Annotated in this window: 24 protein-coding genes; 15 read left to right on the forward strand and 9 right to left on the reverse strand. The window is 70.7% G+C overall.

Translation table 11 applies throughout. The annotated features are described in order from the left end of the window. Positions 1-40: 40 nt before the first annotated feature. Positions 41-661 carry a TetR/AcrR family transcriptional regulator gene (locus ACIG5F_RS39955; protein ID WP_396525293.1) on the reverse strand — a complete coding sequence of 207 codons (621 nt, stop codon included), beginning with the start codon at positions 659-661 and terminating at the stop codon, positions 41-43. Between the two features lie 129 nt (positions 662-790). On the opposite strand from ACIG5F_RS39955, the gene ACIG5F_RS39960 reads away from it, so the two are divergent. The 6 genes from ACIG5F_RS39960 to ACIG5F_RS39985 all read left to right on the forward strand — a co-directional run bounded on the left by ACIG5F_RS39960 (position 791) and on the right by ACIG5F_RS39985 (position 5,917). Further along, positions 791-1,297, forward strand: a complete 507-nt coding sequence (locus ACIG5F_RS39960) for a hypothetical protein (protein WP_396525294.1) — start codon at positions 791-793, stop codon at positions 1,295-1,297. 11 nt (positions 1,298-1,308) lie between these two features. Then, complete coding sequence (locus ACIG5F_RS39965) at positions 1,309-1,758, forward strand: cupin domain-containing protein (protein ID WP_396525295.1); 450 nt, start codon at positions 1,309-1,311, stop codon at positions 1,756-1,758. Between the two features lie 18 nt (positions 1,759-1,776). Further along, positions 1,777-3,171 carry a PLP-dependent aminotransferase family protein gene (locus ACIG5F_RS39970; protein ID WP_396525296.1) on the forward strand — a complete coding sequence of 465 codons (1,395 nt, stop codon included), beginning with the start codon at positions 1,777-1,779 and terminating at the stop codon, positions 3,169-3,171. A gap of 195 nt (positions 3,172-3,366) precedes the next feature. Beyond that, complete coding sequence (locus tag ACIG5F_RS39975) at positions 3,367-4,284, forward strand: NADP-dependent oxidoreductase (protein WP_396525353.1); 918 nt, start codon at positions 3,367-3,369, stop codon at positions 4,282-4,284. Positions 4,285-4,293: 9 nt separating this feature from the next. Continuing rightward, positions 4,294-5,238, forward strand: coding sequence for an NADP-dependent oxidoreductase (locus ACIG5F_RS39980; RefSeq protein WP_396525297.1), 945 nt, complete (start codon positions 4,294-4,296; stop codon positions 5,236-5,238). A 31-nt stretch (positions 5,239-5,269) separates the two neighbouring features. Continuing rightward, positions 5,270-5,917, forward strand: coding sequence for a nitroreductase family protein (locus ACIG5F_RS39985; protein ID WP_396525298.1), 648 nt, complete (start codon positions 5,270-5,272; stop codon positions 5,915-5,917). 78 nt (positions 5,918-5,995) lie between these two features. On the opposite strand, the gene ACIG5F_RS39990 is transcribed toward ACIG5F_RS39985, so the two are convergent. Further along, positions 5,996-6,859, reverse strand: coding sequence for a helix-turn-helix domain-containing protein (locus ACIG5F_RS39990; protein ID WP_396525299.1), 864 nt, complete (start codon positions 6,857-6,859; stop codon positions 5,996-5,998). A gap of 84 nt (positions 6,860-6,943) precedes the next feature. Between ACIG5F_RS39990 and ACIG5F_RS39995 the strand changes: the two genes are divergently transcribed. The 6 genes from ACIG5F_RS39995 to ACIG5F_RS40020 all read left to right on the forward strand — a co-directional run bounded on the left by ACIG5F_RS39995 (position 6,944) and on the right by ACIG5F_RS40020 (position 16,748). Continuing rightward, positions 6,944-7,528, forward strand: coding sequence for a UbiX family flavin prenyltransferase (locus tag ACIG5F_RS39995; protein WP_396525300.1), 585 nt, complete (start codon positions 6,944-6,946; stop codon positions 7,526-7,528). Between the two features lie 15 nt (positions 7,529-7,543). Further along, entirely contained in the window at positions 7,544-8,968 is a 1,425-nt protein-coding gene (locus ACIG5F_RS40000; RefSeq protein WP_396525301.1) for a non-oxidative hydroxyarylic acid decarboxylases subunit C, read from the forward strand. 21 nt (positions 8,969-8,989) lie between these two features. Beyond that, a complete protein-coding gene (locus ACIG5F_RS40005; protein ID WP_396525302.1) occupies positions 8,990-9,223 on the forward strand; it encodes a non-oxidative hydroxyarylic acid decarboxylases subunit D in 234 nt (77 codons plus the stop codon). Further along, the gene (locus ACIG5F_RS40010) at positions 9,223-9,402 is read left to right on the forward strand and encodes a hypothetical protein (RefSeq protein WP_396525303.1); all 180 of its coding nucleotides are present in this window, start codon (positions 9,223-9,225) and stop codon (positions 9,400-9,402) included. Before ACIG5F_RS40005 ends, ACIG5F_RS40010 begins: the two co-directional genes overlap by 1 nt. Positions 9,403-9,609: 207 nt before the next feature. Next, entirely contained in the window at positions 9,610-16,443 is a 6,834-nt protein-coding gene (locus ACIG5F_RS40015) for an RHS repeat-associated core domain-containing protein (protein WP_396525304.1), read from the forward strand. Further along, positions 16,443-16,748: a hypothetical protein gene (locus ACIG5F_RS40020; RefSeq protein ID WP_396525305.1), complete on the forward strand. Its 306-nt coding sequence runs from the start codon at positions 16,443-16,445 to the stop codon at positions 16,746-16,748. The genes ACIG5F_RS40015 and ACIG5F_RS40020 overlap by 1 nt, the downstream gene beginning before the upstream one ends. A gap of 40 nt (positions 16,749-16,788) precedes the next feature. Here ACIG5F_RS40020 and ACIG5F_RS40025 read toward each other — a convergent pair whose 3' ends face one another. The 3 genes from ACIG5F_RS40025 to ACIG5F_RS40035 all read right to left on the reverse strand — a co-directional run bounded on the left by ACIG5F_RS40025 (position 16,789) and on the right by ACIG5F_RS40035 (position 18,222). Further along, on the reverse strand, positions 16,789-17,349 hold the full coding sequence (locus ACIG5F_RS40025) for a hypothetical protein (protein WP_396525306.1): 561 nt from the start codon (positions 17,347-17,349) through the stop codon (positions 16,789-16,791). 39 nt (positions 17,350-17,388) lie between these two features. After that, complete coding sequence (locus tag ACIG5F_RS40030) at positions 17,389-17,799, reverse strand: arsenate reductase ArsC (RefSeq protein WP_396525307.1); 411 nt, start codon at positions 17,797-17,799, stop codon at positions 17,389-17,391. Positions 17,800-17,862: 63 nt separating this feature from the next. Continuing rightward, on the reverse strand, positions 17,863-18,222 hold the full coding sequence (locus ACIG5F_RS40035) for an ArsR/SmtB family transcription factor (protein WP_396525308.1): 360 nt from the start codon (positions 18,220-18,222) through the stop codon (positions 17,863-17,865). 82 nt (positions 18,223-18,304) lie between these two features. Between ACIG5F_RS40035 and ACIG5F_RS40040 the strand changes: the two genes are divergently transcribed. Then, a complete protein-coding gene (locus tag ACIG5F_RS40040; RefSeq protein ID WP_396525309.1) occupies positions 18,305-18,760 on the forward strand; it encodes an ArsI/CadI family heavy metal resistance metalloenzyme in 456 nt (151 codons plus the stop codon). Here the strand turns inward: ACIG5F_RS40040 and ACIG5F_RS40045 are convergent. Then, positions 18,676-19,395, reverse strand: a complete 720-nt coding sequence (locus ACIG5F_RS40045; protein ID WP_396525310.1) for a response regulator — start codon at positions 19,393-19,395, stop codon at positions 18,676-18,678. The genes ACIG5F_RS40040 and ACIG5F_RS40045 overlap by 85 nt on opposite strands. Further along, positions 19,392-20,597: a histidine kinase gene (locus ACIG5F_RS40050; RefSeq protein WP_396525311.1), complete on the reverse strand. Its 1,206-nt coding sequence runs from the start codon at positions 20,595-20,597 to the stop codon at positions 19,392-19,394. Before ACIG5F_RS40050 ends, ACIG5F_RS40045 begins: the two co-directional genes overlap by 4 nt. A 209-nt stretch (positions 20,598-20,806) precedes the next feature. Between ACIG5F_RS40050 and ACIG5F_RS40055 the strand changes: the two genes are divergently transcribed. Next, positions 20,807-23,191 (forward strand): multicopper oxidase domain-containing protein, encoded by a 2,385-nt coding sequence (locus tag ACIG5F_RS40055; protein WP_396525312.1) that lies wholly within the window; start codon positions 20,807-20,809, stop codon positions 23,189-23,191. Positions 23,192-23,204: 13 nt separating this feature from the next. Beyond that, positions 23,205-23,417 (forward strand): hypothetical protein, encoded by a 213-nt coding sequence (locus tag ACIG5F_RS40060; RefSeq protein WP_396525313.1) that lies wholly within the window; start codon positions 23,205-23,207, stop codon positions 23,415-23,417. Here the strand turns inward: ACIG5F_RS40060 and ACIG5F_RS40065 are convergent. After that, positions 23,401-24,273 carry an SDR family oxidoreductase gene (locus tag ACIG5F_RS40065; RefSeq protein ID WP_396525315.1) on the reverse strand — a complete coding sequence of 291 codons (873 nt, stop codon included), beginning with the start codon at positions 24,271-24,273 and terminating at the stop codon, positions 23,401-23,403. The genes ACIG5F_RS40060 and ACIG5F_RS40065 overlap by 17 nt on opposite strands. A 66-nt stretch (positions 24,274-24,339) precedes the next feature. Next, positions 24,340-24,780 carry a MarR family winged helix-turn-helix transcriptional regulator gene (locus ACIG5F_RS40070; protein ID WP_396525316.1) on the reverse strand — a complete coding sequence of 147 codons (441 nt, stop codon included), beginning with the start codon at positions 24,778-24,780 and terminating at the stop codon, positions 24,340-24,342. Positions 24,781-24,791 lie beyond the last annotated feature (11 nt).

Consider the following 24,791-nt stretch of genomic DNA (forward strand, 5'->3'; position numbering starts at 1 on the left):
CCGGATCCTGGGCCCACTTGGCGTCCGGGAACGGGAACCACTACGCCGTGCGGAACGACCGCACGTGGTCGAGCGCCATGTCGAGGGCGATCTCCATGGGCCTGACGTCCTGTGCGGTCTCGGCGAGAAGGTACCCGCCCTGCAATGCGGCCATCAGACCGGTGGCCAGCCGCTCGGGATCGGCGTCGGGCCTGAGGACACCGCCGTCCCGCATCCGCCGCAGGCCGGCGGCGAGCAGCCCTTCCCACTCGGCGAAAGACGCGGCGAGCGTGGCCCGGGCCTGGTCGTCCTGGTCGGCGAGCTCGCTGGCCATCGAGCCGAGCGCGCAGCCGTAGGCGCCGCTGCGCAACGCGTTGTGCCGCACCAGCGCGTCGCGCCAGCGGACCAGGCCACGCAACGACTTCAAGCGCTGGAGGTGGCCGCGTTCACGGTCGAGGACCTGCGCGGTCCGCGCCGCGACGACGGCGCGGACCAGTTCCGCCTTGTCCTGGAAGTGGTTGTAGAGCTGGGACTTGCTGGTGTTGCTGGCGGCCCGGACATCGTCGAGCGTGGTCGCGTTCACGCCCTTCACGTACATCAGCTCGGCCGCGGCGGCCACGATGCGCGCGCGGGTGGCGGCGCCCCGTGGCGTCAGCCTCCGCGCGTTCTCCGGCCTGCTCACCCGCCCAAGGCTACCCCGTTTGATCACGGCCGCCGCGGAAGTGGACCACCCGGTCCCCCCGAGTGGTTCCCGTTCACGGGGGCCAAGTGGTCCCAGGTTCCGGGTCGAAAACGGATTAGTTTCGGAGTCGTGTTGTCGAGTGAGCAATCCTTGCCGTCCATCGCCCCACGGGAACGCGTGTGGTCGGCCGCGACGGTGGTGACGCGGCTGACGTTGGCCGCCGGGTTCCTCTCGGCCGTCGCCGATCGGTTCGGCTGGTGGGGCCCGCCGAACACCGCGTCGGTCGGGTGGGGCGATTTCGCCGCGTACACCGCCTACACGCATACCCTCTCGCCGTACGTGCCGGACGGGCTCCAAAGCGCCGCCGCATGGGGCGCGACCGCCGCGGAATCGGTGCTGGGCCTGGCCTTGCTGCTCGGCGTCCTCGTGCGCCTTGCGGCCGGGGCCTCGGCGGCGCTGCTGCTCGGATTCGCGCTGTCGATGGGGCTGTTCCTGGGCTGGGAAGCCCCGCTGAGCAACTCCGTCTTCGCCGCCGCGGCCGCCGCCCTGCTGCTGGCCCTCGCGCCCGTGGGCGAGTTCCCCCTCAGTGTGGACCGAATCGTCCATTCTGCCGCTACTTCGTCGACCAACCGCTAGTGGGAGCACTCATGGTTCCATCGCGTATCGCCGGTCCGCTGCTGGCCGTTGCCGTGCTGGCCGGGGCGGCAGCCTGCGGCTCCGCCAACGGGAGCATGCCCGCAGCCAGCACGGCCCCCTCGTCGCCGCCGGAGGTGAATGTTCTGCTCCAGCAGGCCCTTCCCAACGCCGAGGGCAAGACGTTCACCTCGCAGATCGTGGACTTCCCGCCCGGCGCGGCCGCGCCGCCGCACCGGCACGGCCAGGCTTTTGTGTACGCCTACGTGCTGCAAGGCGACGTGCGGAGCCAGGTCGACGACCAGCCGGTGACGACCTTCCACCAAGGCCAGAACTGGTCGGAGCAGCCGGGCGCCCACCACGTCGTGGCCGCCAACGCCAGCACGACCGAACGGGCCAAGCTGCTGGTCGTCTACGTCTCCACCACCGGGGACCAGCTCCAGGCCAACGATCCCCACTCGTGAGTCGTATCGTTGTCCGACATGACCGAACGAGCGTCCGGCCTCGACCTGCATGTCGGCCACCTCGGCCGTAATGTGCGAGCGGGGCTCATGGACGCCTTCCGAGAGGCGATCCGCAGCGGGCGGCTGGCGCCGGGGACGCGGCTGCCCTCCAGCCGGGCGCTGGCCGCCGACCTCGGGCTGGGCCGCAACACCGTGGTCCGGGTGTACTCGGAGCTGATCAACGAAGGCTGGCTCACCGGGGTGCACGGCTCCGGCACCGAAGTGGCGCGGCGCTCGGCCGAGTCGGCGGGCGAACGGGAACGGCCGCGCCCGCCCGCGGCCCACCCGCAGCTGGCGCACAATCTCCGTCCCGGGCAACCGGATCTGTCGTCGTTCCCCCGGGACGAGTGGATCCGGGCGGTGAAGCGGACGGTGAGCACGGCCCCGTTCGAGGCGTTTGGGTACACCGATCCGCATGGCCGGCGTGAACTGCGCGAGGTCGTCGCCCGGTATCTGGCTCGGGCCCGGGGGCTGCGGGCGCGGGCGGACAACGTCGTCGTGTGCAGCGGGGCCGCCGAAGGCCTGCGGCTGGTGGCCGCCGCGCTGGTGAAGGCCGGGGTCACGACCGTCGGCGTCGAGGAGTTCGGTCTACAGACCCAGCGCGAGGCGTTGGTCAAAGCCGGGATCGATGCCGTTCCGATCCCGGTGGATGCCGACGGGGCCGACGTGTCGATGCTCGACGACATGCCGAATCTGGGCGCGGTTCTGCTCACGCCGTCACACCAGTTCCCATTGGGGGTGGCGCTGCATCCCGACCGGCGGGCGGCGGTCGTGGACTGGGCACGGCGTCGGGGCACGCTGATCATCGAGGACGACTACGACGGGGAGTTCCGCTACGACCGCTCGCCCGTGGGCGCGTTGCAGGGACTGGAACACGACCACGTGATCTACCTGGGCACGGCGAGCAAGTCGCTGGCGCCCGGGCTGCGCCTGGGCTGGCTCGTCCTGCCCGACCACCTGGTCGCCCCGATCGCCGCGGAGAAGGGCGAGACCGAGGAGACCGTCGGGTTCGTCAACCAGCTGGCCATGACCGACTTCATCGAGTCGGGGGCGTACGATCGGCACATCCGGGCGATGCGCTCGCAGTACCGCCGGCGGCGCCAGCAGCTGGTCGACCTGCTCGGCCGGCACGCGCCCGCCACGCGGGTGACCGGGATGTCCGCCGGGCTGCACATCGTCCTGCACCGGCCCGGTCGGACCGGCGCCCAGCTGGTGCGGCGCGCGGCCCGTGAACAGGTGACGATCGAGCCCCTGGAGTTCTTCCGGCATCCCGGGTCCACTTCGGACCGTGACGGCGTGGCCGTCGGCTTCGCCGCCTCCTCCCCCAGCGCCTGGTCGGGCGCGCTCGACGCGCTGGTCCGCGCCCTTCGCTGACCGGCCGACTGGTCCCCGTTCGCGGGGGCCAAGTGGTCCCAGGTTCCGGGCCGGTCCCGGGCTAGCCTCGACGAACTGGACCATCAGGTCCAACACGGCCGAGACACATGGCTGGGCATGACTGTGCTGAGCAGCATTGCGGACGACATGGTCCACATCGGGTGGCCGCCGGTCATCGACACGGGAAGGGTTCGGATGAAGGCGATTGTGGTGTCGGATCAGGCCGCGGGAACGGCCGGGATGACGCTGGCGGATCGGCCGCGGCCCGCGGCGGCGGGCAACGACGTGCTGGTCGAGGTGCACGCGTCCGGGTTCACGCCGGGCGAGCTGGTCTGGAGCACGACCTGGACCGACCGCCTCGACCGTGATCGGACGCCGTCGGTCCCCGGGCACGAGCTGGCCGGCGTGGTCAGCGCTCTCGGTTATGGCACCACCGGATTGTCGGTGGGGCAGCGGGTTTTCGGCCTCACGGACTGGACCCGCGACGGCACGCTGGCCGAGTACGTGGCCGTCGAGGCGCGCAACCTCGCGCCGCTGCCGGGCGACATCGACTTCACGGTCGGCGCCAGCCTGCCGATCTCGGGCCTGACCGCGTGGCAGGGGCTGTTCGTGCACGGCCGCGTCCAGGTGGGCCAGAGCGTGCTGGTGCACGGCGCGGCCGGCGGAGTCGGTTCGGTGGTGACGCAGTTGGCCCGCGAGGCCGGCGCGCACGTCATCGGCGCCGGACGCGCCGCCGACCGGCCGACCGCCCTCGACTTCGGCGCACACGAGTTCGTCGACCTCGAGAACGATTCGTTGGAGGATGTCGGCGGCGTCGACCTCGTGTTCGACATCTTCGGCGGCGAGATCCAGAAGCGCTCGGCGGGCCTGGTCCGGGCCGGCCGAACGTTGGTAACCATCGCCGGCCCGCCCGAGGCACGGCCGGCCGACGGCGTGGCGATCGACTTCGTCGTCGAGGCCGACCGCGCCCAGCTGGGTGAGATCGCCCAGCGGGTTCGGGACGGACGGCTGCGCACCCTCATCGGCGACGTCGCGTCCCTTGACGACGCGGTCGCCGCGTTCAACCCGACCGAGCGGGTCAAGGGCAAGACGATCATCCGCGTCCGTCCGTGAGGAGTTCAGATGAAGGCGATCGTGGTGACGGACCGGGCGGCCGGGACGGCCGGCATGAGCCTGGTGGAGCGGCCCGAGCCGGATGCGGTGAAGCTGGCCGGCCTCGAGGGCGCGAGCTACGGCGACGTCGTGGTCGAGGTGCACGCCTCGGGCTTCACCGGGGACGAGCTGGAGTGGCCCTCGACCTGGACCGACCGTCTCGGCCGTGATCGGACGCCGTCGATTCCCGGGCACGAGCTGGCCGGCGTCGTCACCGCTCTCGGTTACGGCACCACCGGATTGTCGGTGGGGCAGCGGGTTTTCGGCCTCACGGACTGGACCCGCGACGGCACGCTGGCCGAGTACACGGTCGTGGAGGCGCGCAACCTCGCGCCCCTGCCGGGCGATGTCGACTTCACCGACGGCGCCGGCGTCGTGATGTCGGGTCTGACCGCGTGGCAAGGCCTGTTCGACCACGGCCGCCTTCGGACCGGGCAGAGCGTCCTGGTGCACGGCGCGGCCGGCGCGGTCGGATCGATGGCGGCCCAGCTCGCGCGTGCGGCCGGCGCGCACGTCATCGGCACCGGACGCGCGGCCGGCCGGCCGGCCGCGCTCGACTTCGGCGCGCATGAATTCGTTGACCTGCAACGTGATTCGCTGGAGGACATCGGCGGCGTCGACCTCGTGTTCGACGTACTCGGCGGCGAAGTCCAGAAGCGCTCGGCGGCGCTGATCCGGGCCGGCGGAACCCTGGTCACCGTCACCGGTCCGCCCGAGGCGCGGCCGGCCGACGGCGTGGCGATCGACTTCGTCGTCGTGCCCGACCGCGCCCAGCTGGGTGAGATCGCCCAGCGGGTGCGGGATGGACGCGTGCGGCCGAACATCGGCGCCGTCGCCACCCTCGACGACGCGGTCGCCGCGTTCGACCCGGCCATGCGGGTCAGGGGCAAGACCGTCATCCGCGTCCGTCCGTGACCACCCATCACAAGGAACAAGGCAGATTCAGGTGAACCTCGACAGGCTCATGACCAAGCACCTCACCAGGTACTTCGACGCCGGCCGGACCATTCCCGAGCAGACCCTGCGGCAGCTGCTCGGGTTCCTGCGCTCCACCCCGACCTCGGTGAACGTGCAGCCCAACCACTTCTACGTGCTGGCCACGCCCGAGGGCAAGCAGCGGCTGGCCGACAACCTGGGCGAACGGTTCCAGGACAACGCCGAGAAGGTCCTCAACGCCTCGCACACCATCATCCTGACCACCCGGGCCGACGTGCCCGACAGCCACCTCGACGCGGTGTTCGCCCAGGAGCGGGCCGACGGCCGGTTCCCCGACCCGGCCAAGCAGCAGCGCTGGGAGTCGATGACCCGAGACTTCCTCAGCTTGCGGGCCTACGGCTACAAGGACCTCAACCACTGGATGGAGAAGCAGACCTACATGGCGGTGGGCCTGACCATGATGGCGGCCGCCGAGCTCGGCGTCGAGGCCACGCCGCTGGAGGGATTCGACCCGACCAGCGTGGACAAGGCGTTCAAGATCCGCGAGGCCGGCCACAGCACGACGGTGCTGCTGGCGCTGGGCTATCCCGACCCGGCACGGGTCTACACCAACCCGATCTCACGGTTCGACGCCGACCGGCTGTTCACCTTCCTCTGACCGCCGCCCGGCGTGAGCAGTATCCGGACATCACGACCGGATGAGGAACGCGTCAACGCCACACGGCGTTGACGCTCTTCACGAGCCATGGCGGCGAAAATCCGACGGCGTCTGGTCGGCGTGCTGACGGAAGAACTTCGTGAACGCCGTGGCATCGGGGAAACCGACCCGCTGACCGACGGCCGCGGCGGGCAGGTCGGTGTGGGTGAGTAGGCGCTTGGCCTCCAGCAGGACCCGCTCCTCGATGAAGCGCTTGGCGCCGCAGCCCACGGCGGCCTGAGTGGCCCGAGTCAGAGTGCGCACGCTGTAGCCGAGTTCGGCGGCATAGTCGGCGACACGGTGGGTGCGGGTGAAGTCCCGTTCGACGGCGGCGTGGAAGCGCCGAAAGGCGTCGTCGACCGGCCGGGGGACGTCGCCGGACGCCAAGGCCAGCCGGAGCACGAGAACGGCCAGGAGATGCCGTAGCAACTCGACCTGGATCTCCGCCGGCCGCTCGGCCCACTCCACATACGCGGCGTCCACCAGGTCGAGCACGGGCCACGCGCTGTCGTCCCCGACCTCCACGGACGGCAAGGCCGGCACGCGGTCGACGCCGGCGATCTCGGCTGTGGCGCCGTCCAGGAAGCCGGACAGGAACAGCACGACCCGCCCCTTGGCGCGGCGAAGGTCCGAGTCGTACCGGTGCACCTGCCCGGGGCGGACCCACAGCCAGCTGCCGGGGCGCAGCTCGTGCTCGGTGAAGTCCAGCGAGCAGCGCAGGGTCCCGGACCGGACCGCGATCAGCTTGTGGAACTCCGGCCGTTGCAGGCTCCAGGGGTCGACGCCGTGCCCGGCGGCCCGGGCGGCCAGCCCGGCGAAGTCCACCACCTCCACGCCCGGCGGGGCCCCGACGCCGGCCCGGTAGGGCAGCGAGGCGATCTCGGGTTGACCGTTTTTCACCATGTTGTGTCTCCGACTGCCCAGTTGAGTCCGCCTTGATCACCATAGCCTCGACTGGGTTCGACCGAAAAAGTCTAGGAGCTGATGGTGCGACTCATCGTGGGCATGACCGGGGCGACCGGGGCGGTGCTGGGCGTGCGCCTGCTGGAACAGCTGGCCGCGATGCCAGAGGTGGAAACCCATCTGGTGGTCTCCCGCTGGGCTCGCGCCACCCTCGAACTGGAGACCGGCCGCTCGGTGCGGGAGATCGGCGCGCTGGCCGACGTGGTGTACGGCCCTGACGACCAGGCCGCGGCGATCTCGTCCGGCTCGTTCCGGGTCGACGGCATGGTGATCGTGCCGTGCTCGATGAAGACGCTGGCCGCCGTCCGCGCCGGATACGGCCACACCCTGGTCACCCGGGCCGCGGACGTGGTGCTCAAGGAGCACAAGCCGCTGGCGCTGGTGCCCAGGGAGACCCCGCTGAGCGAGATCCACCTGGACAACATGCTGGCCCTGGCCCGGATGGGCGTGCGCATCGTGCCGCCGATGCCGGCCTTCTACCACCGTCCGTCCACAGTGGACGAGATCGTGGACCACATCGTCACCCGCGTGCTCGACCAGTTCGACCTGCCGGCGCCGGCGGCCAGGCGCTGGCAGGGCATGCACGCCGCCCGGGCGTCGAGCGCCTGAACCGGAGGAATCACCATGGCCTACGACGATCTGCGCGGTTTCCTGCGTGCCCTCGACGACGAGGGGCAGCTGCTGCGCATCACCGAGCCGGTGCGGCCCGAACCCGACATCGCCGCCGCGGCCAACGCGGCCGGCCGCATGGGGGACGCCGCGCCCGCGCTGTACTTCGACAACGTCCACGGATTCACCAACGCCCGGATCGCCATGAACGTGCACGGCTCGTGGGCGAATCACGCGCTGGCGCTGGGACTGCCCAAGCAGACCGGGGTCGAGCAGCAGATCCGCGAGTTCGTGCGGCGCTGGGACGAGTTCCCGGTCAAGCCGCAGTGGCGCGACGACCCGCCCTGGGCGCGCAACACCCTCAGCGGGGCGGATGTCGACCTGTTCCGGGTGCTGCCGCTGGTTCGCCTCAACGAGGGCGACGCGGGGTTCTACCTCGACAAGGCCGCGGTCGTGTCCAAGGATCCCGACGACCCGGACCACAGCGGCAAGCAGAACGTCGGCATCTACCGGATCCAGGTCAAGGGCCGGGCCAAGATGGCGCTGCAACCCGTGCCGGTGCACGACATCGCCCTGCACCTGAGCAAGGCCGAGGCGCGGGGCGAGGACCTGCCGGTGGCGATCGCGATCGGCAACGAGCCGGTGATCCCGATCGTCGCGGCCACGCCGATGCGCTACGACGAGAACGAGTACGAGCTGGCCGGCGCGCTGCGCGGGGAACCGGCGCCGGTGGTGGCCGCCCCGTTGACCGGCCTGCCGGTGCCGTGGGGCAGCGAGGTCGTGATCGAAGGTGTGATCGAGGGACGGCGGCGGGAGATCGAGGGTCCGTTCGGCGAGTTCACCGGGCATTACTCGGGCGGGCGGCGGATGCCGGTGATCCGCGTCGATCGGATCTCCTACCGTGACAACCCGATCTTCGAGCACCTCTATCTGGGGATGCCGCCGACGGAGATCGACTACTTGATCGCCGCCAACACCTGCGCCCCGCTGTACCGGCAGCTCAAGGCCGACTTCCCGGAGGTGCGGGCGGTCAACGCCATGTGCACCCACGGTTTGGTGGTGATCGTGTCGACGGCCAAGCGGTACGGCGGTTTCGCCCGGTCGGTGGGGCTGCGCGTGCTGACCACCCCGCACGGCCTGGGCTACGCGACGACCGTGATCGTCGTGGACGAGGACGTGGACCCGTTCACCCTGCCGCAGGTGATGTGGGCGCTGTCGACCAAGATGAATCCCGCCCACGACCTGGTCGTCATCCCGAACTCGCCGGTGATGGAACTCGCGCCGCAGGCCGATGTCCCCGGCGTGGTCGACAAGCTGATCATCGACGCGACCACGCCGGTGTCCCCCGACGACCGGGGCAACTACGGCAACCAGGTGCACGACCTGCCGGAGACGGCCGCGTGGCTGACCCGCCTGCGGCACCTGGCCGCCGGCCGCTGACATCCCAGGAGGATGCCGTCCATGTGTCCACGCTGCGCCCACGACGTCATCGAGTCGCTGCACACCTCACCGGTCCCCGGGGCGTGGGAAGTGCTGCTGTGCCAACGCTGCCAGTACAGCTGGCGGACCAGTGAACCGGCCCGGCGGACCGAGCGGGACGCCTTTCCGGAGAGCTTCCGGATGACGCCGGAGGACATCGCCGCCGCACCGGAGATCCCGTCGATTCCCGTGTTGCGGGGGAAAGGAATGTTGTGATGACCGCACTGGTTGTGGGCGGCGGCGGGCCGGTCGGGACCTCGTGGACCGCGAGCCTGCTGCACGGGCTGATGACCGCCGGGGTCCCGGTGGCCGATTCTTCTGTCGTGGTGGCAGGACTGACCGACTGCCGCGAATGGGCGTTGTGGTGCCAAGTGTCCGGCTCACGACCTTCGTAGCGGGCCGGACGGCGTATATCCCGGCGTGAGGCGCTCGCTTATCGTTTGCTCGCCGTCTCGGGCTGCCGAGCGGGGGGATGAGGCGGCCTGGCTCGTGCTGCCTCGGGACGACGAGGAGCGCGATCGATGCGTGGTGCCGGCAGACCCTGGAGATCGTTCACGGGGTGGCGTGGTCGGTCGGCCGTCGCGGCCGGGTTGGCGGCCGTCATGGCGGTCGGCAACGTGCAGGGTGTCCAGGCGGTGGCGGCCGAAGCGCCGACGCCGCAGGTGGCATCGGGAGGCGCGAGCGACTTCGGGCCGGACGCGGCGAAGTCGGGCGATGTCCTGCTGGACGGGTTCGGCGACGGGTCGGGTTATCACCTCCAGGTCGGCACGGAGAAGACCGGCTTCGCCTGGCGTCAGGTCGCCGTGCTCAAGCCGGCGGGCCTGGACGACCGGTCGTGGACCGGCTACCAGTGCGTCTCGGGTGACGGAAAGTATGCCGCTGTCACGGTTCTGCCGATCTCGGCGGTGAACCTGACTACTGCTCGTGATCACGGCGCGTACGCGTTCGGCGTGGACCTCGGCAGCGGCAAGGTGACCCCGCTGGCCAGCGGGGTGGCGTCGCAGTACCACTCCCCGGGATGCGGCGTCGGCGACGAGGCGACGTTCACCGCGGCGCTCGGCGCCAACGAGGAGAAGACCGATGTCGTCACGGTCGATCTGGCCGTGGGCAAGGTGTTGCGCACCGCGAAGGTCGACGGCCAGCTGACCTCGGCGGTGCCGGCGGAGGCCGGCGTCGTCGGCGTCCTCGGCTCCGCGCTGGTGAAGGTCGGCCAGGACGGCAAGGTTTCGAAGCTGGCGTCGGTCGGCGGCACGCCGTTCGAGGTCCGGGCAGCCGCCGACGGCGGCGTCGATCTCGTCGACCTGCCGGCCGACCACAACGTGCAGGCCCGGGCGATGCACGAGCGTTCCGGCGCCCTGACGGAGATCGCGCACGGCGACCGCGGCACGCTCCAGGTCTTCCCCGGCCGCGCCGGCCACACGGTGATCGTCGGGGCCGCCAACGGCAGCCACGCCGACGGCCGGGTGCTCGCCGACCCCAAGGCCCTGCCGCGCGGCGCGACCGGCGCTTCGCTCGACGGCGATGCCCTGATCGGCGCGGCGGCGGACGCCACAAAGGACACTCCGACACTGCTGTCCACCCGTACCGGCAAGGTCGTCGCCCGGGACCGGGCCACCTCCGGCGGCACGGAAACCTCGGCCGTGTCGGCATTCCAGCCCGACGGCGTGGCCACTGAGCAGTCCACCCAGGCGTCGGCCGGCCAGCCGCAGCCCAAGGGCGACGCCGCCGCCTCCCCACAGGCCTCGCCGAAAACCGCCTCCCCCAACGCCACCGCGGCCCAGACGCCGAAGTGCGCCGTGCCCAGGCTGGCCGAGAACCGTCAGGTCCTGCAACCGTCCCCGGCGCAGATCGACTGGGCCGCGCAGATGGCCGAGCAGAACCTGCTGACCGCCGCCAACGGCTACTCCCGCCCAGCCGGCTTCGACAACCTCGGCCTGGCCGCGTACGCGCCGAACGACAACTTCCCCAAGATCGCGCTGTCCCACCCGGCCTCGGACAGCTGGGACACGGTGCCGCGCTCGGTGTTCGCGGCGATCATGGCCCAGGAGTCCAACTGGAACCAGGCCTCCTGGCACGCCCTGCCGGGCATGGCCTCGGACCCGCTGATCGCCGATTACTACGGCGCCGGCGGCGACATCAAGTCGATCAACTACGCCGGCGCGGACTGCGGCTACGGCGTCGGCCAGGCCACCACCGGCATGGACGCCGCCTCGACCGGGCAGATCCTCAGCGTCAACGGCCAGACCAAGGTCGCCGTGGACTATCAGGAGAACATCGCCTACGCGTTGCAGATCCTGCAAACCACCTGGAACAAGCTCTACGCCGCCGGCATCATCCCCAACGACGGCAGCCCGCGCTACCTGGAGAACTGGTACTTCGCGGCGTGGGCCTACAACTCGGGCATCCAGCCGCGGGACGCCTCCTACGGCAACACCACCGGTTGCACGCCGAGCCCGACCTGCACCGGCCCCGACGGCACCTGGGGCCTGGGCTGGGCCAACAACCCGCTGAACCCGGTGTATCCGCCCAACCGCGCCCCGTACCTGAAGCTGACCTACGCCGACGCGGCCCATCCCGGCAGCTGGCCGTACCAGGAACGGATCATGGGCTGGATGGCGTCGCCGCTGCTGCGCGGCGGCAACCCGGCCTACGCCAAGCCCAGCTATCACGGCGGCAGCACCTGGCCGCAGTTGCCGGCCTTCGCCACCTTCTGCACGCCGGCCGACAACAAGTGCCAGCCGGGTTGGACCAACCCGAACCCGCCTGACGCCGGCTCCTGCACGCTGTCGGACTACGAATGCTGGTGGCACGCGCCGAAGACGTGGATCGCCAACTGCGCCCAGACCTGCGCGACCAGCGACTACGGCACGTCCGGCGGCCACGAGCCCGCGGTGTCCGACCCGTGGCCGCCGTCCTGCCAGGTCGACTTCTCCAAGCTCGGCGGCGGGGGCACGCCGATCATCGTCGACGAGGCCCAGTCCTATCCGGACCTGAACCTCCAGGGCTGCTCGAACCCGAACTGGTCCCAGGGCGGCACTTTCGCCTACAGCTACGGCACGAACGCCAAGGGCGACCCGATCGGCGCGATCGACACCCACCAGCTGGGCGCAGGCCTCGGCGGGCACTCGCTGTTCACGCACACCGAGACCGGCTCGGACCAGACGCTGATCAACACCGGCACCTGGACGCCGAACCTGTCCGGCTCGGCCCAGAACTACAAGATCAAGCTGCACATCCCGTCGATCGGGGCCACCGCGACCAACGTGGTCTACAAGATCTATCCGGGCGGCGGCGTGGCCCCGTGGCAGTACCGGGTGAACCAGGACTGGCAGTCCGAGCAGTGGGTGACCATCGCCACGGTCGCCATGCAGCCCGGCGGGTACGTCCAGCTGACCAACGCGTCGCCGACCACCGGCGGCACCAACGCGATCGACTACTCCGACTTCGACGTCGCGTTCGACGCCATCGCCTTCATCCCGATGGGAGCGGGCGCGGTCGTCGGCGGCCCGCCGACCGTGATCGACGCGCCGCGCGGCAGCAACCCCGCCTTCGTCAACTGCGGCTGCGTGCGCCGCACGGCCGGCGACCCCGTGGACACCTCGACCGGCTACTTCGGCGACACGTTCACCGACCTGTCCACCACCGGCCGCCTGCCGCTGTCGCTGACCCGCTCCTACGCGGAGTCGATCGCCGATCCGGCCGGCCCCAACGGAAAGCTGGCCGTCGACGGGCCGTTCGGCTACGGCTGGACGTTCAACTACAACTCGGCGGCGACCACCGACGCGACCACCGGCAATGTGACGATCACTCAGGAGGACGGCTCGACCGTCACCTTCCTGCCGCAGACCGGCGGCGGCTACGCCCCGTCCGCACCGCGGTACGACGCCACGCTGGCCCGCAACGGCACGACCTACACCTACACCCGGCGCGGCAGCGACATCTTCACCTACGACGTCGCTTCCGGGCGCATGCAGTCGCAAACCGACATCGCCGGCAGCAAGGCCTCTCCCCCGTACGCGCTGACCTTCGGCTACGACGGCGCGGGGCACCTGACCACGATCACCGACCCGGCCTCCCGCCGGTACACGCTGACGTGGACCGGCAACCACATCACCGGTCTCTCGGACACGGCCGGCCGTCAGGTCAGCTACGCCTACGACGCCGGCGGCAACCTCACCGACGTCTACGGGGTGGGCACCACCCGGACGCCGTCGCTCAAGGACGACGACCACATGCAGTACGGCTACCAGGCCGGCACGCATCTGATGACGTCCATGCGCACGCCGAAGAACTTCGGTGTCACCACGAATCCCGCGCCGGTCACGTCGATGACCTACGACGGCAGCGAGCGGGTGCTGACCCAGACCGACCCGATGGGCCACACCACGTCGTTCACCTACGGCCCCAACGGCGGTCTGGCGGCGGGGCAGGTGCTGGTCACCGATCCGGCCGGGCACCAGGATCTGCAGAGCTACGCCAACGGCCTGCTGATGAGCGAGACCAAGGGCTACGGCAGCGCCGACGCCGGCACCTGGACCTACACCTACGACCCGGTCACGCTGGGCGTCACGTCGGTCACCGATCCGCTGGGCAATCTCCAGACCTTCGCCTACGACGACCACGGCAACAAGATCAGCTCGTCGGACGCGCGCGGGTTCGCGACCAACTACCAGTACGACGACCACGGCAACCTGATCGCCACGATCACGCCGCAGGGTGTGCGCACCAGCAACAACATCGACGAGGCCGGGCACATCGCCCTGGCCGGCGGCGGCACGAACGCCGGCGGCTTCGGCTACGGCGACCTCACCAGCGTGACGACGACCCAGCTGGCGGCCTCCAGCGAGATCGTCAACAGCGGCACGGTCGCCCTGCCCACGCGCACGGTTTCCTACTACTACGACGATCCCGCCCATCCCTCCGACCGCACCCGCACGGTCGATGTGGCTGGCAACACCGCGACCGCCACCTACGACGCGTACGGCGACATGGTCACCGCGACCAACGCGCTCGGTGACAAGGCGATGATGGGCTACGACACCAGCACCGGCCGGGTCACCTCCACGGTCTCCCCCGAGGGCGTCGCCGCTGGGGTCACTCCCGGCTGCACGCCGCCGGCGCGGGGCTGTGTCACCACCCAGTACGACATCCACGGCAACGTCACCAAGACCGTGGATCCGTTGGGGCACAGCCAGAGTTCCACCTACGACGTCGACGGCGAGAAGCTCACCGACACCGATGCCAACGGCAACACCACGACAACCGGCTACGACGCGGCCGGCCATGTGGTGAGCCTGACCCGGGCCGACGGCACGTCCGTCAGGACCGACTACAATCCGGACGACACCGTCGCCGACACGGTCAACGCGGCCGGTGGCAAGACCAGCTACACCTACGACGGCCGGGCCCGGGCGATCACTCGCACCAACCCGGACGGCCAGGTGTGGAAGACCGGCTACGACAAGGTCAGCAACCCGGTCACCACCACCGACCCCACCGGCCGCGTCACCACCGACAGCTTCGACGCGGCCGGCCAGCAGATCGGCACCAGCTACTCGGACGGTGTGACGCCGTCGGTGTCGTACCTGCGCAACTCGGTCGGGCAGCAGGTCGCCATGACCGACAGCACCGGCACGTCGACCTGGACCTACGACGCGTTCGGCGATGTCACCAGCACCACCGACGGCAGCGGCGCGGCGCTGAAGTACAGCTACGACCAGGCCGGGCGGCCGACCGGCGTCACCTATCCCGGCGGCGCCGGGCAGCAGGTCACCCGCACGTTCGACGCGGCCAGCCGGCTGACGGGGATCACCGACTGGAACAACAACACCACCAAGTTCGGCTACGGCCGCGACGGCCAACTGCTGACCATCACCTATCCCAACGGCACCACCGTCACCAGCGGCTACGACAACGCCGACACCGTCTCCTCGTCCACGCTGACCGGGGCCGGCGGCGCCGCGCTGGCCTCCCTGGGCTACACCCGGGACCCGGCCAACCAGCTGACCGGGCAGACGCCGACCGGGCTGCCCGACGGGGCGCAGACCTACTCGTACAGCAAGCTGAACCAGCTGTCCTCGGTCACCGCCGGCGGCACGACCACCTCGTTCGCCACCGATCCGGCCGGCAACCCGACCCTGGTCGGCGGGACCCAGCAGACGTTCGACGCCGCCGGACAGCTCTGCTGGACCGTGGCCACGCCGGTCGCCAACCCCAACTGCGCCGGCGCGCCGACCGGGGCCACCGCCTACACCTACGACGGGCTCGGCAACCGCACCAAGGCCGGCACGACCAGCACCTACTCGTACGACCAGGCCAACCGGCTCACCGGCGCCACCACCCCGGCCGGGACCGCGAGCTACGCCTACAACGGCGTCGGCCTGCGCACCAGCAAGACGGTCGGCACGACGACGACCCACTTCACGTGGGACGGCGAGAACCTGATCGGCGACGGCTCGACCAGCTACCTGTACGGGCCCGGCGGCATGCCGATCGAGCAGATCGGCCCGGCCGGCACGTTCTGGTACTTCCACGACCAGGTGGGCAACACCCGGGCCCTGACCGACTCGACCGGCAAGGTCAGCGGCTCGTACGCCTACACCCCGTACGGCAAGGTCACCGGCCACAGCGGCACCGACACGCCGCTGCAGTACGGGCAGGGCTACAGCGATCCCGAAACCGGCTTCGTCTACCTGAAGTCCCGCTACTACGACCCGGCGACCGCGCTGTTCCTCACGGTCGACCCGGCGATCGACAGCACCGGCACGCCGTACAGCTACGCCCTGGGCAATCCCCTCAACGCCAACGATCCCAACGGCATGTGGAGCATCTTCGGGGCCATCGTCGGCGGCCTGGTCGGCGCGGTCGTCGGCGTCGCGCTGGTGGCGTCGGTGGTGGCCACCGGCGGCGCGGACCTGCCGCTGGTCGTGGGCGCGTTCGCGGTCGGGGCCCCCATGATCGTCGGCTACTTCGCCGGCGGCACGCTGGCCCCGCCGACCCCGATGTCGATGCCCAAGATCCGCATCCCCACCGGGACACGGGACGAGCCGACACCGCAGAACAAGCCGACCGAGGGGCCGACCGCGGTCCCGCGGCCGCCGACTCCCCGCAACGACGAGGACGAGACGGTCACCATCTACAAGGCCCCGCAGCGCGGCATGGGCGAGTGCATGTACACGCACGGCTTCCAGCCCTCGCAGTTCCAGTCCGAGGGCAGCAACGGCTTCGCCTACTTCACCCGGGACCGCGCGGTCGCGGAGAAGTACGCCCGCTCGTATGGTGAGGGCATCATCTCGGTGGTCGTGCCCAAGCGCGACTTCGACGCCAAATTCGCGCGGTACGAGTACCCCTACGAGGGCGGGCCGCTGACCGAACTGGAGATTCCCATCAACTCGGTGTCGCAGTTGAACTCCTACCCCCGGTACTGGCGGAAGTGATGAAGCACCTGGACCCTGACTGGGACATGCACAACGAGCTGGGCCTGCCGGAGTTCTCCTTGCCCCGTGGCGAGATCGCGTGGGCGGAGGTGATCTGCCACCACGCCTTCGGGCTGGGGCTCTACCTCCCGGACTTCGACGCGTACGCGCACGTCAACATTCCGGAGGTCGCCGACACGGTGGTGCACGGTCCGGCGGAGTTCCCGGCGATCGGCAGCCGGGTGCGGGCGCGGAGTTTCGGGCCGAGCGGTCGTCCGGGACGGCCGCTGGCCATGTCGCTTCGCGGCGTGGCGCAAGAGGAGTGAGTGAGCGGGGCGGGTCGCATGCGGCCCGCCCCGTTTCACGTCAGAGCCAGCCGGTGCGGACCACCGCGGGCTTGCCATCGGCCGAGACCGGCAGCTCGCCGGCCGGCGGACGACCGAGCTCACCGGCGCGGACCCGTTCGAGCAGCCGGCCGGTGGCCGCCACGATCTCCGGGGCCGCCCGGCGCAGTTCGGCCGCGTCGTCCGGCCCGGCGGTGTCGGCCGGGAAGCCGGCCTCGGACAGCACCCCGTCCAGGTCGGCGAGCTTGTCGGCCAGCCAGCCCAGCGGATCGGCCGACAGCTCGCGGACGAACACCCGGTGGCCCGGATCCCAGTCGGTGAAGGCCGGATGGTGGTGGGTGCGGTCGAAGCTGCCCGGCCGGCCCTCGACCGACTCCAGCAGGTCCACCCGCCACACCGGGTCCTCGACCGCGATCGGATAGGCGGAGTAGATCGTGCCCTTCAGCGGGCCGCTGGCGATGAGCCGCAGTTCCAGCCGCACGCCGCGCTCGGCGCCTTCCTGGCCCTTGATCGGCTCCGGATCGACGAAGAACAGATCCCCGACCACGACGCCGATCCGGTCGAATCCGTACATGTACAGCATCCGCGCCCCTTCCGCGACATGACTGATCCGACCATCACTCTAGAACGGGCTGACCGCCAACTCGGCCAGCAGTTGGACGACCCGACGGTCGATCTCGTCCCGGATCGGCCGCACGTGCTCGACGTCCCGGCCGGCCGGGTCCGCCAACTCCCAGTTCAGGTACCGCTTGCCGGGATACACCGGGCAGGCGTCGCCGCACCCCATCGTGATCACCACATCGGCTTTCCGCACGGCGTCGTCGGTCAACGGCTTGGGAAACTCCTTCGACAGGTCCAATCCCAGCTCAGCCATCGCCGCGACCACCGCCGGGTTGACCGTCTCGGCCGGCGCCGAGCCCGCCGACCGGACCGTGACCCGGCCCTGAGCATGGTGAGCCAGCAACGCCGCGGCCATCTGCGAGCGGCCGGCGTTGTGCACGCACACGAACAACACCTCAGGCAGATCGGTCACTTTCGCTCCCGTGGATAGGACAGCGCGGCGTAGACCGAAAGTCCACTGTGGACAGTCGTCCGTTCACGGGCCGGCCGAGTCCGTGGTCAGGACCGTGGACAGCGCCTGCAATGTCGTGGGCAGGACGCGGTAGTAGATCCAGGTCCCCCGCCGCTCACCGTCGATGACGCCGGCCTCGCGCAACACCTTCAGGTGGTGGGAGATCGTCGGCCCGGTGAGGTCGAACGCGTCGGCCAGGTCGCAGACGCAGGCCTCGCCGCCGGCGTGGGAGGCGATCAGGGACAGCAGCCGCAGCCGCACCGGGTCGCCCAGCGCCTTGAACACCCGGGCCAGGTCCGCCGACCGCTGCTCGGTCAGCGGCTCGCGCGTCAGCGGGGAGCAGCACAACTCCTCGGTCGCCACCAGCGGCAGCTGTTTCGACATACGTCTATCTTGACAGCCCTCTATCTAGAGCGCAATCTACTCAGCGGCTTGATTCGATGACTGTCTATCCAAGGAGCGTGTCATGTCCCGTGTCCAGCTGGCCCTGCGAGTCTCCGACCTGGAGGCCTCGATCGCCTTCTACACCAAGCTGTTCGGCGTCGACCCGGCCAAGCGCCGGCCCGGCTACGCCAACTTCGCCGTCGCCGAGCCGCCCCTGAAGCTCGTGCTGCTGGAGGGCTCCCCCGAGCAGCCGACCGCCCTGGACCACCTGGGCGTCGAGGTCGAGTCCACCGACCAGGTCACCGAAGCCACCGATCGGCTCTCCGCCCTCGGCCTGTTCACCGACGTCGAGGCCGACACCACCTGCTGCTACGCCGTGCAGGACAAGGTCTGGGTCCACGGCCCCGGCCGCGAGCCGTGGGAGGTCTACGTTGTCAAGGCCGACTCCGCCACCTACGGCCTGGACTCCCGCCTCACGCCCGCCGCCTGCTGCGCGGTATCGGAGCCGGAGCCCACGGTCACCAGCCCGGTCTCGTAGGCGATGACGACGAGCTGGGCCCGGTCCCGGGCGGCGAGCTTGGTCATGATGCGGCTGACGTGGGTCTTGGCGGTGAAGGGACTCAGGAACAGGCTGCCGGCGATCTCGTCGTTGGACAGCCCGCGGCCGACCAGGGCCAGCACCTCGCGCTCCCGGTCGGTGAGCCGGTCGAGGCGGTAGTCGGTCACCACCCGGTCGGGGCGGGCCCTCGCGGCGATGTCGGCGATGAGGCGGCGGGTGACGCCGGGCGAGAGCAGGGCGTCCCCGGCGGCCACGATGCGCACGGCCTGCACGAGGTCGGCGGGCTCGGTGTCCTTGACGACAAAGCCGGCGGCGCCGGCCCGCAGCGCCTCGTAGACGTAGTCGTCGGACTCGAACGTGGTCAGGATCAGCACCCGCACCCCGGCCAGGTCCTCGCTGTCGGCGATGCGCCGGGTGGCTTCGAGCCCGTCGACGCCGGGCATGCGGATGTCCATGAGGATCACGTCGGCCCGGGTGGACGCGGCGAGGCGGACGGCCTGGTCGCCGTCGGCGGCCTCCCCGACCACGACGATGTCCTCGGTGTGCTCGAGCAGCGCCCGGAAACCGGCGCGGATGAGGGCCTGGTCGTCGGCCAGCAGCACACGGATCGTCACACGGACTCCAGCGGCAGATGGGCGGTGACCTCGAATCCACCGGTGTGGGCCCGGCCTACCCCGAGCTGCCCACCGGCGGCAGCGGCCCGTTCGCGCATGCCGATCACGCCGTGTCCGGTGGTCGGCCAGCTGGTCGGCGGCCCCCATCCGGTGTCGGTGACGCGCAGGCTCACCTCCCGCCGGCCGTAGGTGATCTCGACGGTGGCGGTGGCCGGCCCGGCGTGGCGGATGGCGTTGGTCAGCGACTCCTGGACGATGCGGTAGGCCGCCAGGTCGACGGCGGGCGGGAGCGCGGCCGGCGGCTCGCCGGTGGTGACGACGGCGGTCGGCAGGCCGGCGGCGATGACCCCGGCGACCAGGGCGTCCAGGCGGGCCAACCCCGGCTGGGGCTGGGTCGAGTCGGGAGCGTCGACCTGCCGGAGCACGGACAGGATCGCCCGCAGCTCCCGCAGCCCGTCCTTGCTGGCGGTCTTGATGGCCCGCAGCGCGCTGACCGCGTTCGGCGGCAGGTCGCTGCCGACGTAGGCGGCGACGCCGGCCTGCACGTTGATGGTCGACATGGTGTGGGCCACGACGTCGTGCAGCTCGCGGGCGATCCGCAGCCGTTCGGCGTCGACCGTGCGCTGGGTCTTCTCCTGGTGCGTCCGCTCGATCAGCTCGGTGCGCACCCGGACCTCCTCGATGTAGCGCCGCCGGTTGGCGCTGGCGATCCCGCCCAGCACCGCGATGGCCACCAGGCCCGTCAGCGCGATGTCGCCGCTGGTGATCGCGACGGCCGGGCCGAGGACGATGGCCACCGCCAGCGCGGCGAGCGTGACCACGCCGAGCAGGACGGCTTCGAGCACCGGCGCCGCCAGCGCCACCGCGTACAGCGCGATGGGCGGGATGATCAGCGCGGCGTCGCTGATGTAGCCCAGGAGCGCGAAGGCCAGCACGCCGACGATCGTGGCCGCCAGCACCGCCCGCGGATGGCGGCGGCGCCAGATCAACGCCATGCCGGCCGCGGCCACCAGAAGATAGGCCCATGCGGGAGCGGGAACGATGACATTCCCGTGATAGAACGGTCCGGCGTCAAAGGACGGATTCGACTCGCTGTAACAGCCCCACACCGTGATGACGGTCACCGCGACCGCCAGGACAATGTCCGCGACCAGCGGTGGCAACCGCCATCGGCTGCCGGGTGCGACGCCTTGGGTGCTCACCCCGCAAGGGTAGTTGGCGAGCGCGGCGGCGGACATCTTACGAGAGAATGACGGCCGTACTCCCCAGGAAGTACGCCGCGACACTTCCTCGGCAGTACCGGCGGCCTTCCCCGGCGCGATGCCGGCGAACGCGTTCCCGGCGACGCTTTCCGCATGAGGATCGCAATTGCTCATCCGGTGCATTCATGCCTACGGCCGGAGCCGACCCGATGAGCCTCTTTATCACCGCCGTCCCCCGCAAGCGGCACAACTCCTCGTCATTGGCGAGAATTCGCGGGTATCTCGCCTCGGACGCCGTTCGGGCCGTTCAGTCGGCGCTCGGACTGTTCTGGGTGATCGACGGGGCGGGACAGCTGCCCCCGTTCGCCTCGGCCCCGACCGTTGTCGCGCTGGCCCAGATCGGCATCGGGGTCGGCCTGCTCTGGCGGCCCACCGTCCGGATCGCGCTCGCCGGCTCCGTGGTGGGTGCGGCGCTGATCTGGTGGCTGGGCGAGTCCTTCGGACTGTTGTTCACCGGGGCGGCCGTGTTGATCGTGCCGGTCGCCCTGGTCGTCTGGCCCAACGGCCGTCCCGGCGGCCTGCTGGGCGATCGGGGCGCCCGCGTGATGTGGGCGGCGCTGTGGATCGGCATGGGCTGGCTCTGGCTGCGCGTCGCCGACGACACCGAGGCCATCGCCCTCGTGGCCGCGGGCTTGTCGGTCCTGATCGGGGCGGCCGTCGGTCTCCGTTGGCACGCAAGGACATTCCTGTGGACCGCCATCGGCCTCAGCGCCGTCACGTGGGTCGTCGGCCAGCTCACGCAAGGCCTCGGCAGCGGCGCCGCGGGCACCAGTCCGATGCTGATTCTCCTGGCCGGCGCGATGTTCACCCTGTTCCCACGGCCGGAGCGGGCCGTTGTATCGGTCGCGGCCGATCCCCCGCTGACCGAGGCCGCGTTGAGCCGGCGCACCGTGCTGACCACCGTCGGCATCGCCGGTGCCGTGGCCGCTGCCGCCGTCATCGCCGATGTCGCCGGGGCCTTCGGCCGTGGCGGTGCCGGCGGCGGGAGTCCGTTCGGCGGGCCGTTCCTGGGCACCCACCACAACGACACTCACGGCAACGACGGTGGCGGCTCACCAGGCGCCGACGACCCGAACTCCGGAATCCAGACGCTGACCAGCGAGGCCCCGCTGCCGGCGCAGTTCAGCGCGACGCTGCCGATTCCCCAGGAACTCCAGCCGACCCGCCGGACCGCCGACACCGACTACTACGAGATCACGCAGTCGGCGGCCACGGCGGAGATCCTGCCCGGCCTGAAGACGCCGATCTGGGGCTACAACGGCACCTTCCCCGGGCCGACCATCGTGCAGAACCCCGGCCGCGACGTTGTGGTCACCCATCGCAACGACCTCCCGGTGCCGACCGTCGTGCACCTGCACGGCGGGGCGATTCCCCATGACAGCGACGGATATCCCACCGACTTCGTGCTGCCGGCCGCGTCCTACGGCGACTTCTCCACCATGCCGGCGATGGGCGACATGCCGTCGATGGCCGACCCGCAGGCGGTCGTCACCCGGCAGACGCGGGACTACACGTACCCGAAGCCGCCGCGGGCGGCGACGCTCTGGTACCACGACCACCGGATGGACTTCACCGGCGCGAGCGTGCACCGCGGCCTGGCCGGCTTCCACATCGCCCGCGACGCCGAGGAGCAGGCTCTCCCGCTGCCGCAAGGGAATCGGGACGTGCCGCTGATGATCGCCGACCGCGCCTTCGCCGCCGACGGATCCTTCCTGTACCCGGCGCTCGACCCGACGATGCGGTCGACTCCCGGCGTGCAGAAGGACGCCGACAACGGCGTGATGGGCGACGTGATCCTGGTCAACGGAGCCCCGTGGCCGGTGCTGAAGGTGGACGCGGCCCGCTACCGCTTCCGGATCCTCAACGCCTCCAACGCCCGCACCTACCAGCTCGCCCTCGACGGCTCGGCCGGTTTCACCCAGATCGGGACCGACCAGGGCCTTTTGGCCGCGCCCCAGCATTTGGACACCATCGCCATCTCGCCGGCGCAGCGGTTCGACGTGGTCATCGACTTCAGCCAGCGCAAGGTCGGCGACCGGATCACCCTGACCAACCAGCTCGGCTCCGGCTCGACCGCCGCGGTGATGCGGTTCGAGGTGGCCCGCACGGCCACCGACACCAGCAGCGTGCCGGCCACGTTGTCCACAATGGACTCGATCGTTCCGAGCTCGGCGAAGTCCACGCGCACCATGAGGTTCCACCGGGCCGGCGCCGACTGGGAGATCAACGGACGGGTCTACGACCCGACCTACTCGGAGGCCGACGTGCAGGCCGGCAGCACCGAGGTGTGGACCGTGACCTCGGACTTCCACCACCCGTTCCACGTGCACAACGCCACCATGCAGGTGGTGTCGCGTGACGGCCAGGCCCCGGGCCCCTACGACGTGGGCTGGAAGGACACCGTCTTCCTCAACAAGGGCGAGAAGGTCCAGATCGCCATCCGGTTCAGCGACTACAAGGGCCGCTACGTCTTCCACTGCCACAACCTCGAACACGAGGACATGGGGATGATGGCCAACTTCACGATCAACTGATCAAGGAAACACCATGCCAGCAAGCATGTTCCGCCAGGCTCGGCGGCCCGATGCGGCGCCGGCGGAAGGGATCGAGGACGACATCGCCCCGGCCGGGACGCAAAGCGGTCCGGCGAGACGGCTGCTGCCCCGAATCGTCGGCGGCCGGACGACCACGGTGATCACCTGGGCCATCGGCCTGGCCGCAGTGCTGGTCCGGGCCCCCGTGGTCAGCGCAGCTCACTGACGGGTCGAGCGGAGATCGCCTGGTGGTAGGTCTTCCCGCGGCTCATGCCCAGCAGTGCGGCGATGGGGCGGCGGGTGAGGGCGGTGGCGATCAGGTCGCCGACGCGGGGTGAGAGCGCTTCGCCGAGCAGCAGCATGTTCGCCGTTCGCGGCAGCACGACGCGTCGCCGGCCGCGTCGGACGGCGGTCACCACCGCGCGGGCGACGTCCTGCGAGGACAGCGGCGTCATGTGCCGGAACGGCGGCGGCATCTCGGCCTCGTCGACGTCCCGCAGCAGGTCGGTGGCGGTGAGCGCCGGGTGGATCGCCGACACCCGGATGCCGCTGCCGGCCACCTCCTGGCGGAGGCTGTCGGAGAAGGCGGAGACGCCGTGCATCACCATCGCGTACGAGCCGAACCGCGCGAAGGCCTTGCGCCCCATCACCGAGGACATGTTGACGATCGCGCCCGAACCCTGCGCCCGCAGCACCGGCAGCACGCGCTGGGTCACGGCGATCATCCCGAAGACACTGGCCCGCAGCGTCTGGTCGAGATCGTCGGCGAAGGTGGCCGACGCGATGTCGCCGACCTTGCCGATGCCGGCGTTGTTCACCAGCACGTCGATCCGCCCGAAGCGGCGCGTCGTGGCGTCCACCAGGGCGGTCACGGCGTCGGGCGAGGTCACGTCGGTCGGCACGGCCAACGCCTCGGGCCCCAGGCCGCGCACCTCCCGTTCGAGCTCGGCCAGCCGCTCGGCCGAGCGGGCCGCGAGCACCAGCCGGGCCCCTTCCCGGGCGAAGGCCAGCGCCACGGCCCGGCCGATGCCCCGGGACGCCCCCGTGACCACAACCACCTTGTCGGCGAAGTAGGTCGTCATCAGCTTCTCCTCACGTTGTATATACACCATACGGGCAGTGGCCCACGCCGGGCGCGTCCCGTTCGATCAGGCGCCCGGCGCGTATCCCATGGCCGCCGCCATCTCCCGGATCGAGTCCACGCCGGCGGCCCCGAGAAACCGCTCGGCGTCGCGCTGTGCCTGTCGCCAGTCGGGCAGCACGGACTCGATCTTGGCCCGGCCGACCGCCGTCAGCGCCACCTCGCGCATGCCCTTCGCGTCGGACGAGACGGCCTCGATCCAGCCGTGGTTGAGCAGCAGGGTGAGATTCCGGCTGACCGTGGACCGCTCCAGCTGCAACACCTCGGCCAGCCGCGACGGCGGGCACGGCCCGGCCTTGCCCAGCGCGGCCAGCAGGTTGACCTGGGCGATGGTGAGCCCGTGCCCGCCGAGCGCGCCGTCGTAGAGGCCGGTGAGGGCCCGGCTGACCAGCCGGATCCGCACCGCAAGGCAGTCGCCCACGATCTCCTCGATGGCAGAGGTGCTCATGCCCCAGTGTT

Origin of the sequence: Kutzneria sp. NPDC052558 (assembly GCF_044547355.1) — a bacterium.
In the GTDB taxonomy this organism is placed as follows: Bacteria; Actinomycetota; Actinomycetes; order Mycobacteriales; family Pseudonocardiaceae; genus Kutzneria.

What these genes read in the sequence shown, in the direction of transcription:
- ACIG5F_RS39965 (WP_396525295.1), top strand. Translation starts at nt 1,309, where the DNA reads ATGGTTCCATCGCGTATCGCCGGTCCGCTGCTGGCCGTTGCCGTGCTG.
- ACIG5F_RS39970 (WP_396525296.1), top strand. Translation starts at nt 1,777, where the DNA reads ATGACCGAACGAGCGTCCGGCCTCGACCTGCATGTCGGCCACCTCGGC.
- ACIG5F_RS39975 (WP_396525353.1), top strand. Translation starts at nt 3,367, where the DNA reads ATGAAGGCGATTGTGGTGTCGGATCAGGCCGCGGGAACGGCCGGGATG.
- ACIG5F_RS39980 (WP_396525297.1), top strand. Translation starts at nt 4,294, where the DNA reads ATGAAGGCGATCGTGGTGACGGACCGGGCGGCCGGGACGGCCGGCATG.
- ACIG5F_RS39990 (WP_396525299.1), bottom strand. Translation starts at nt 6,859, where the DNA reads ATGGTGAAAAACGGTCAACCCGAGATCGCCTCGCTGCCCTACCGGGCC.
- ACIG5F_RS40000 (WP_396525301.1), top strand. Translation starts at nt 7,544, where the DNA reads ATGGCCTACGACGATCTGCGCGGTTTCCTGCGTGCCCTCGACGACGAG.
- ACIG5F_RS40005 (WP_396525302.1), top strand. Translation starts at nt 8,990, where the DNA reads ATGTGTCCACGCTGCGCCCACGACGTCATCGAGTCGCTGCACACCTCA.
- ACIG5F_RS40010 (WP_396525303.1), top strand. Translation starts at nt 9,223, where the DNA reads ATGACCGCACTGGTTGTGGGCGGCGGCGGGCCGGTCGGGACCTCGTGG.
- ACIG5F_RS40015 (WP_396525304.1), top strand. Translation starts at nt 9,610, where the DNA reads ATGGCGGTCGGCAACGTGCAGGGTGTCCAGGCGGTGGCGGCCGAAGCG.
- ACIG5F_RS40020 (WP_396525305.1), top strand. Translation starts at nt 16,443, where the DNA reads ATGAAGCACCTGGACCCTGACTGGGACATGCACAACGAGCTGGGCCTG.
- ACIG5F_RS40025 (WP_396525306.1), bottom strand. Translation starts at nt 17,349, where the DNA reads ATGCTGTACATGTACGGATTCGACCGGATCGGCGTCGTGGTCGGGGAT.
- ACIG5F_RS40035 (WP_396525308.1), bottom strand. Translation starts at nt 18,222, where the DNA reads ATGTCGAAACAGCTGCCGCTGGTGGCGACCGAGGAGTTGTGCTGCTCC.
- ACIG5F_RS40040 (WP_396525309.1), top strand. Translation starts at nt 18,305, where the DNA reads ATGTCCCGTGTCCAGCTGGCCCTGCGAGTCTCCGACCTGGAGGCCTCG.
- ACIG5F_RS40055 (WP_396525312.1), top strand. Translation starts at nt 20,807, where the DNA reads ATGAGCCTCTTTATCACCGCCGTCCCCCGCAAGCGGCACAACTCCTCG.
- ACIG5F_RS40060 (WP_396525313.1), top strand. Translation starts at nt 23,205, where the DNA reads ATGCCAGCAAGCATGTTCCGCCAGGCTCGGCGGCCCGATGCGGCGCCG.
- ACIG5F_RS40065 (WP_396525315.1), bottom strand. Translation starts at nt 24,273, where the DNA reads ATGACGACCTACTTCGCCGACAAGGTGGTTGTGGTCACGGGGGCGTCC.
- ACIG5F_RS40070 (WP_396525316.1), bottom strand. Translation starts at nt 24,780, where the DNA reads ATGAGCACCTCTGCCATCGAGGAGATCGTGGGCGACTGCCTTGCGGTG.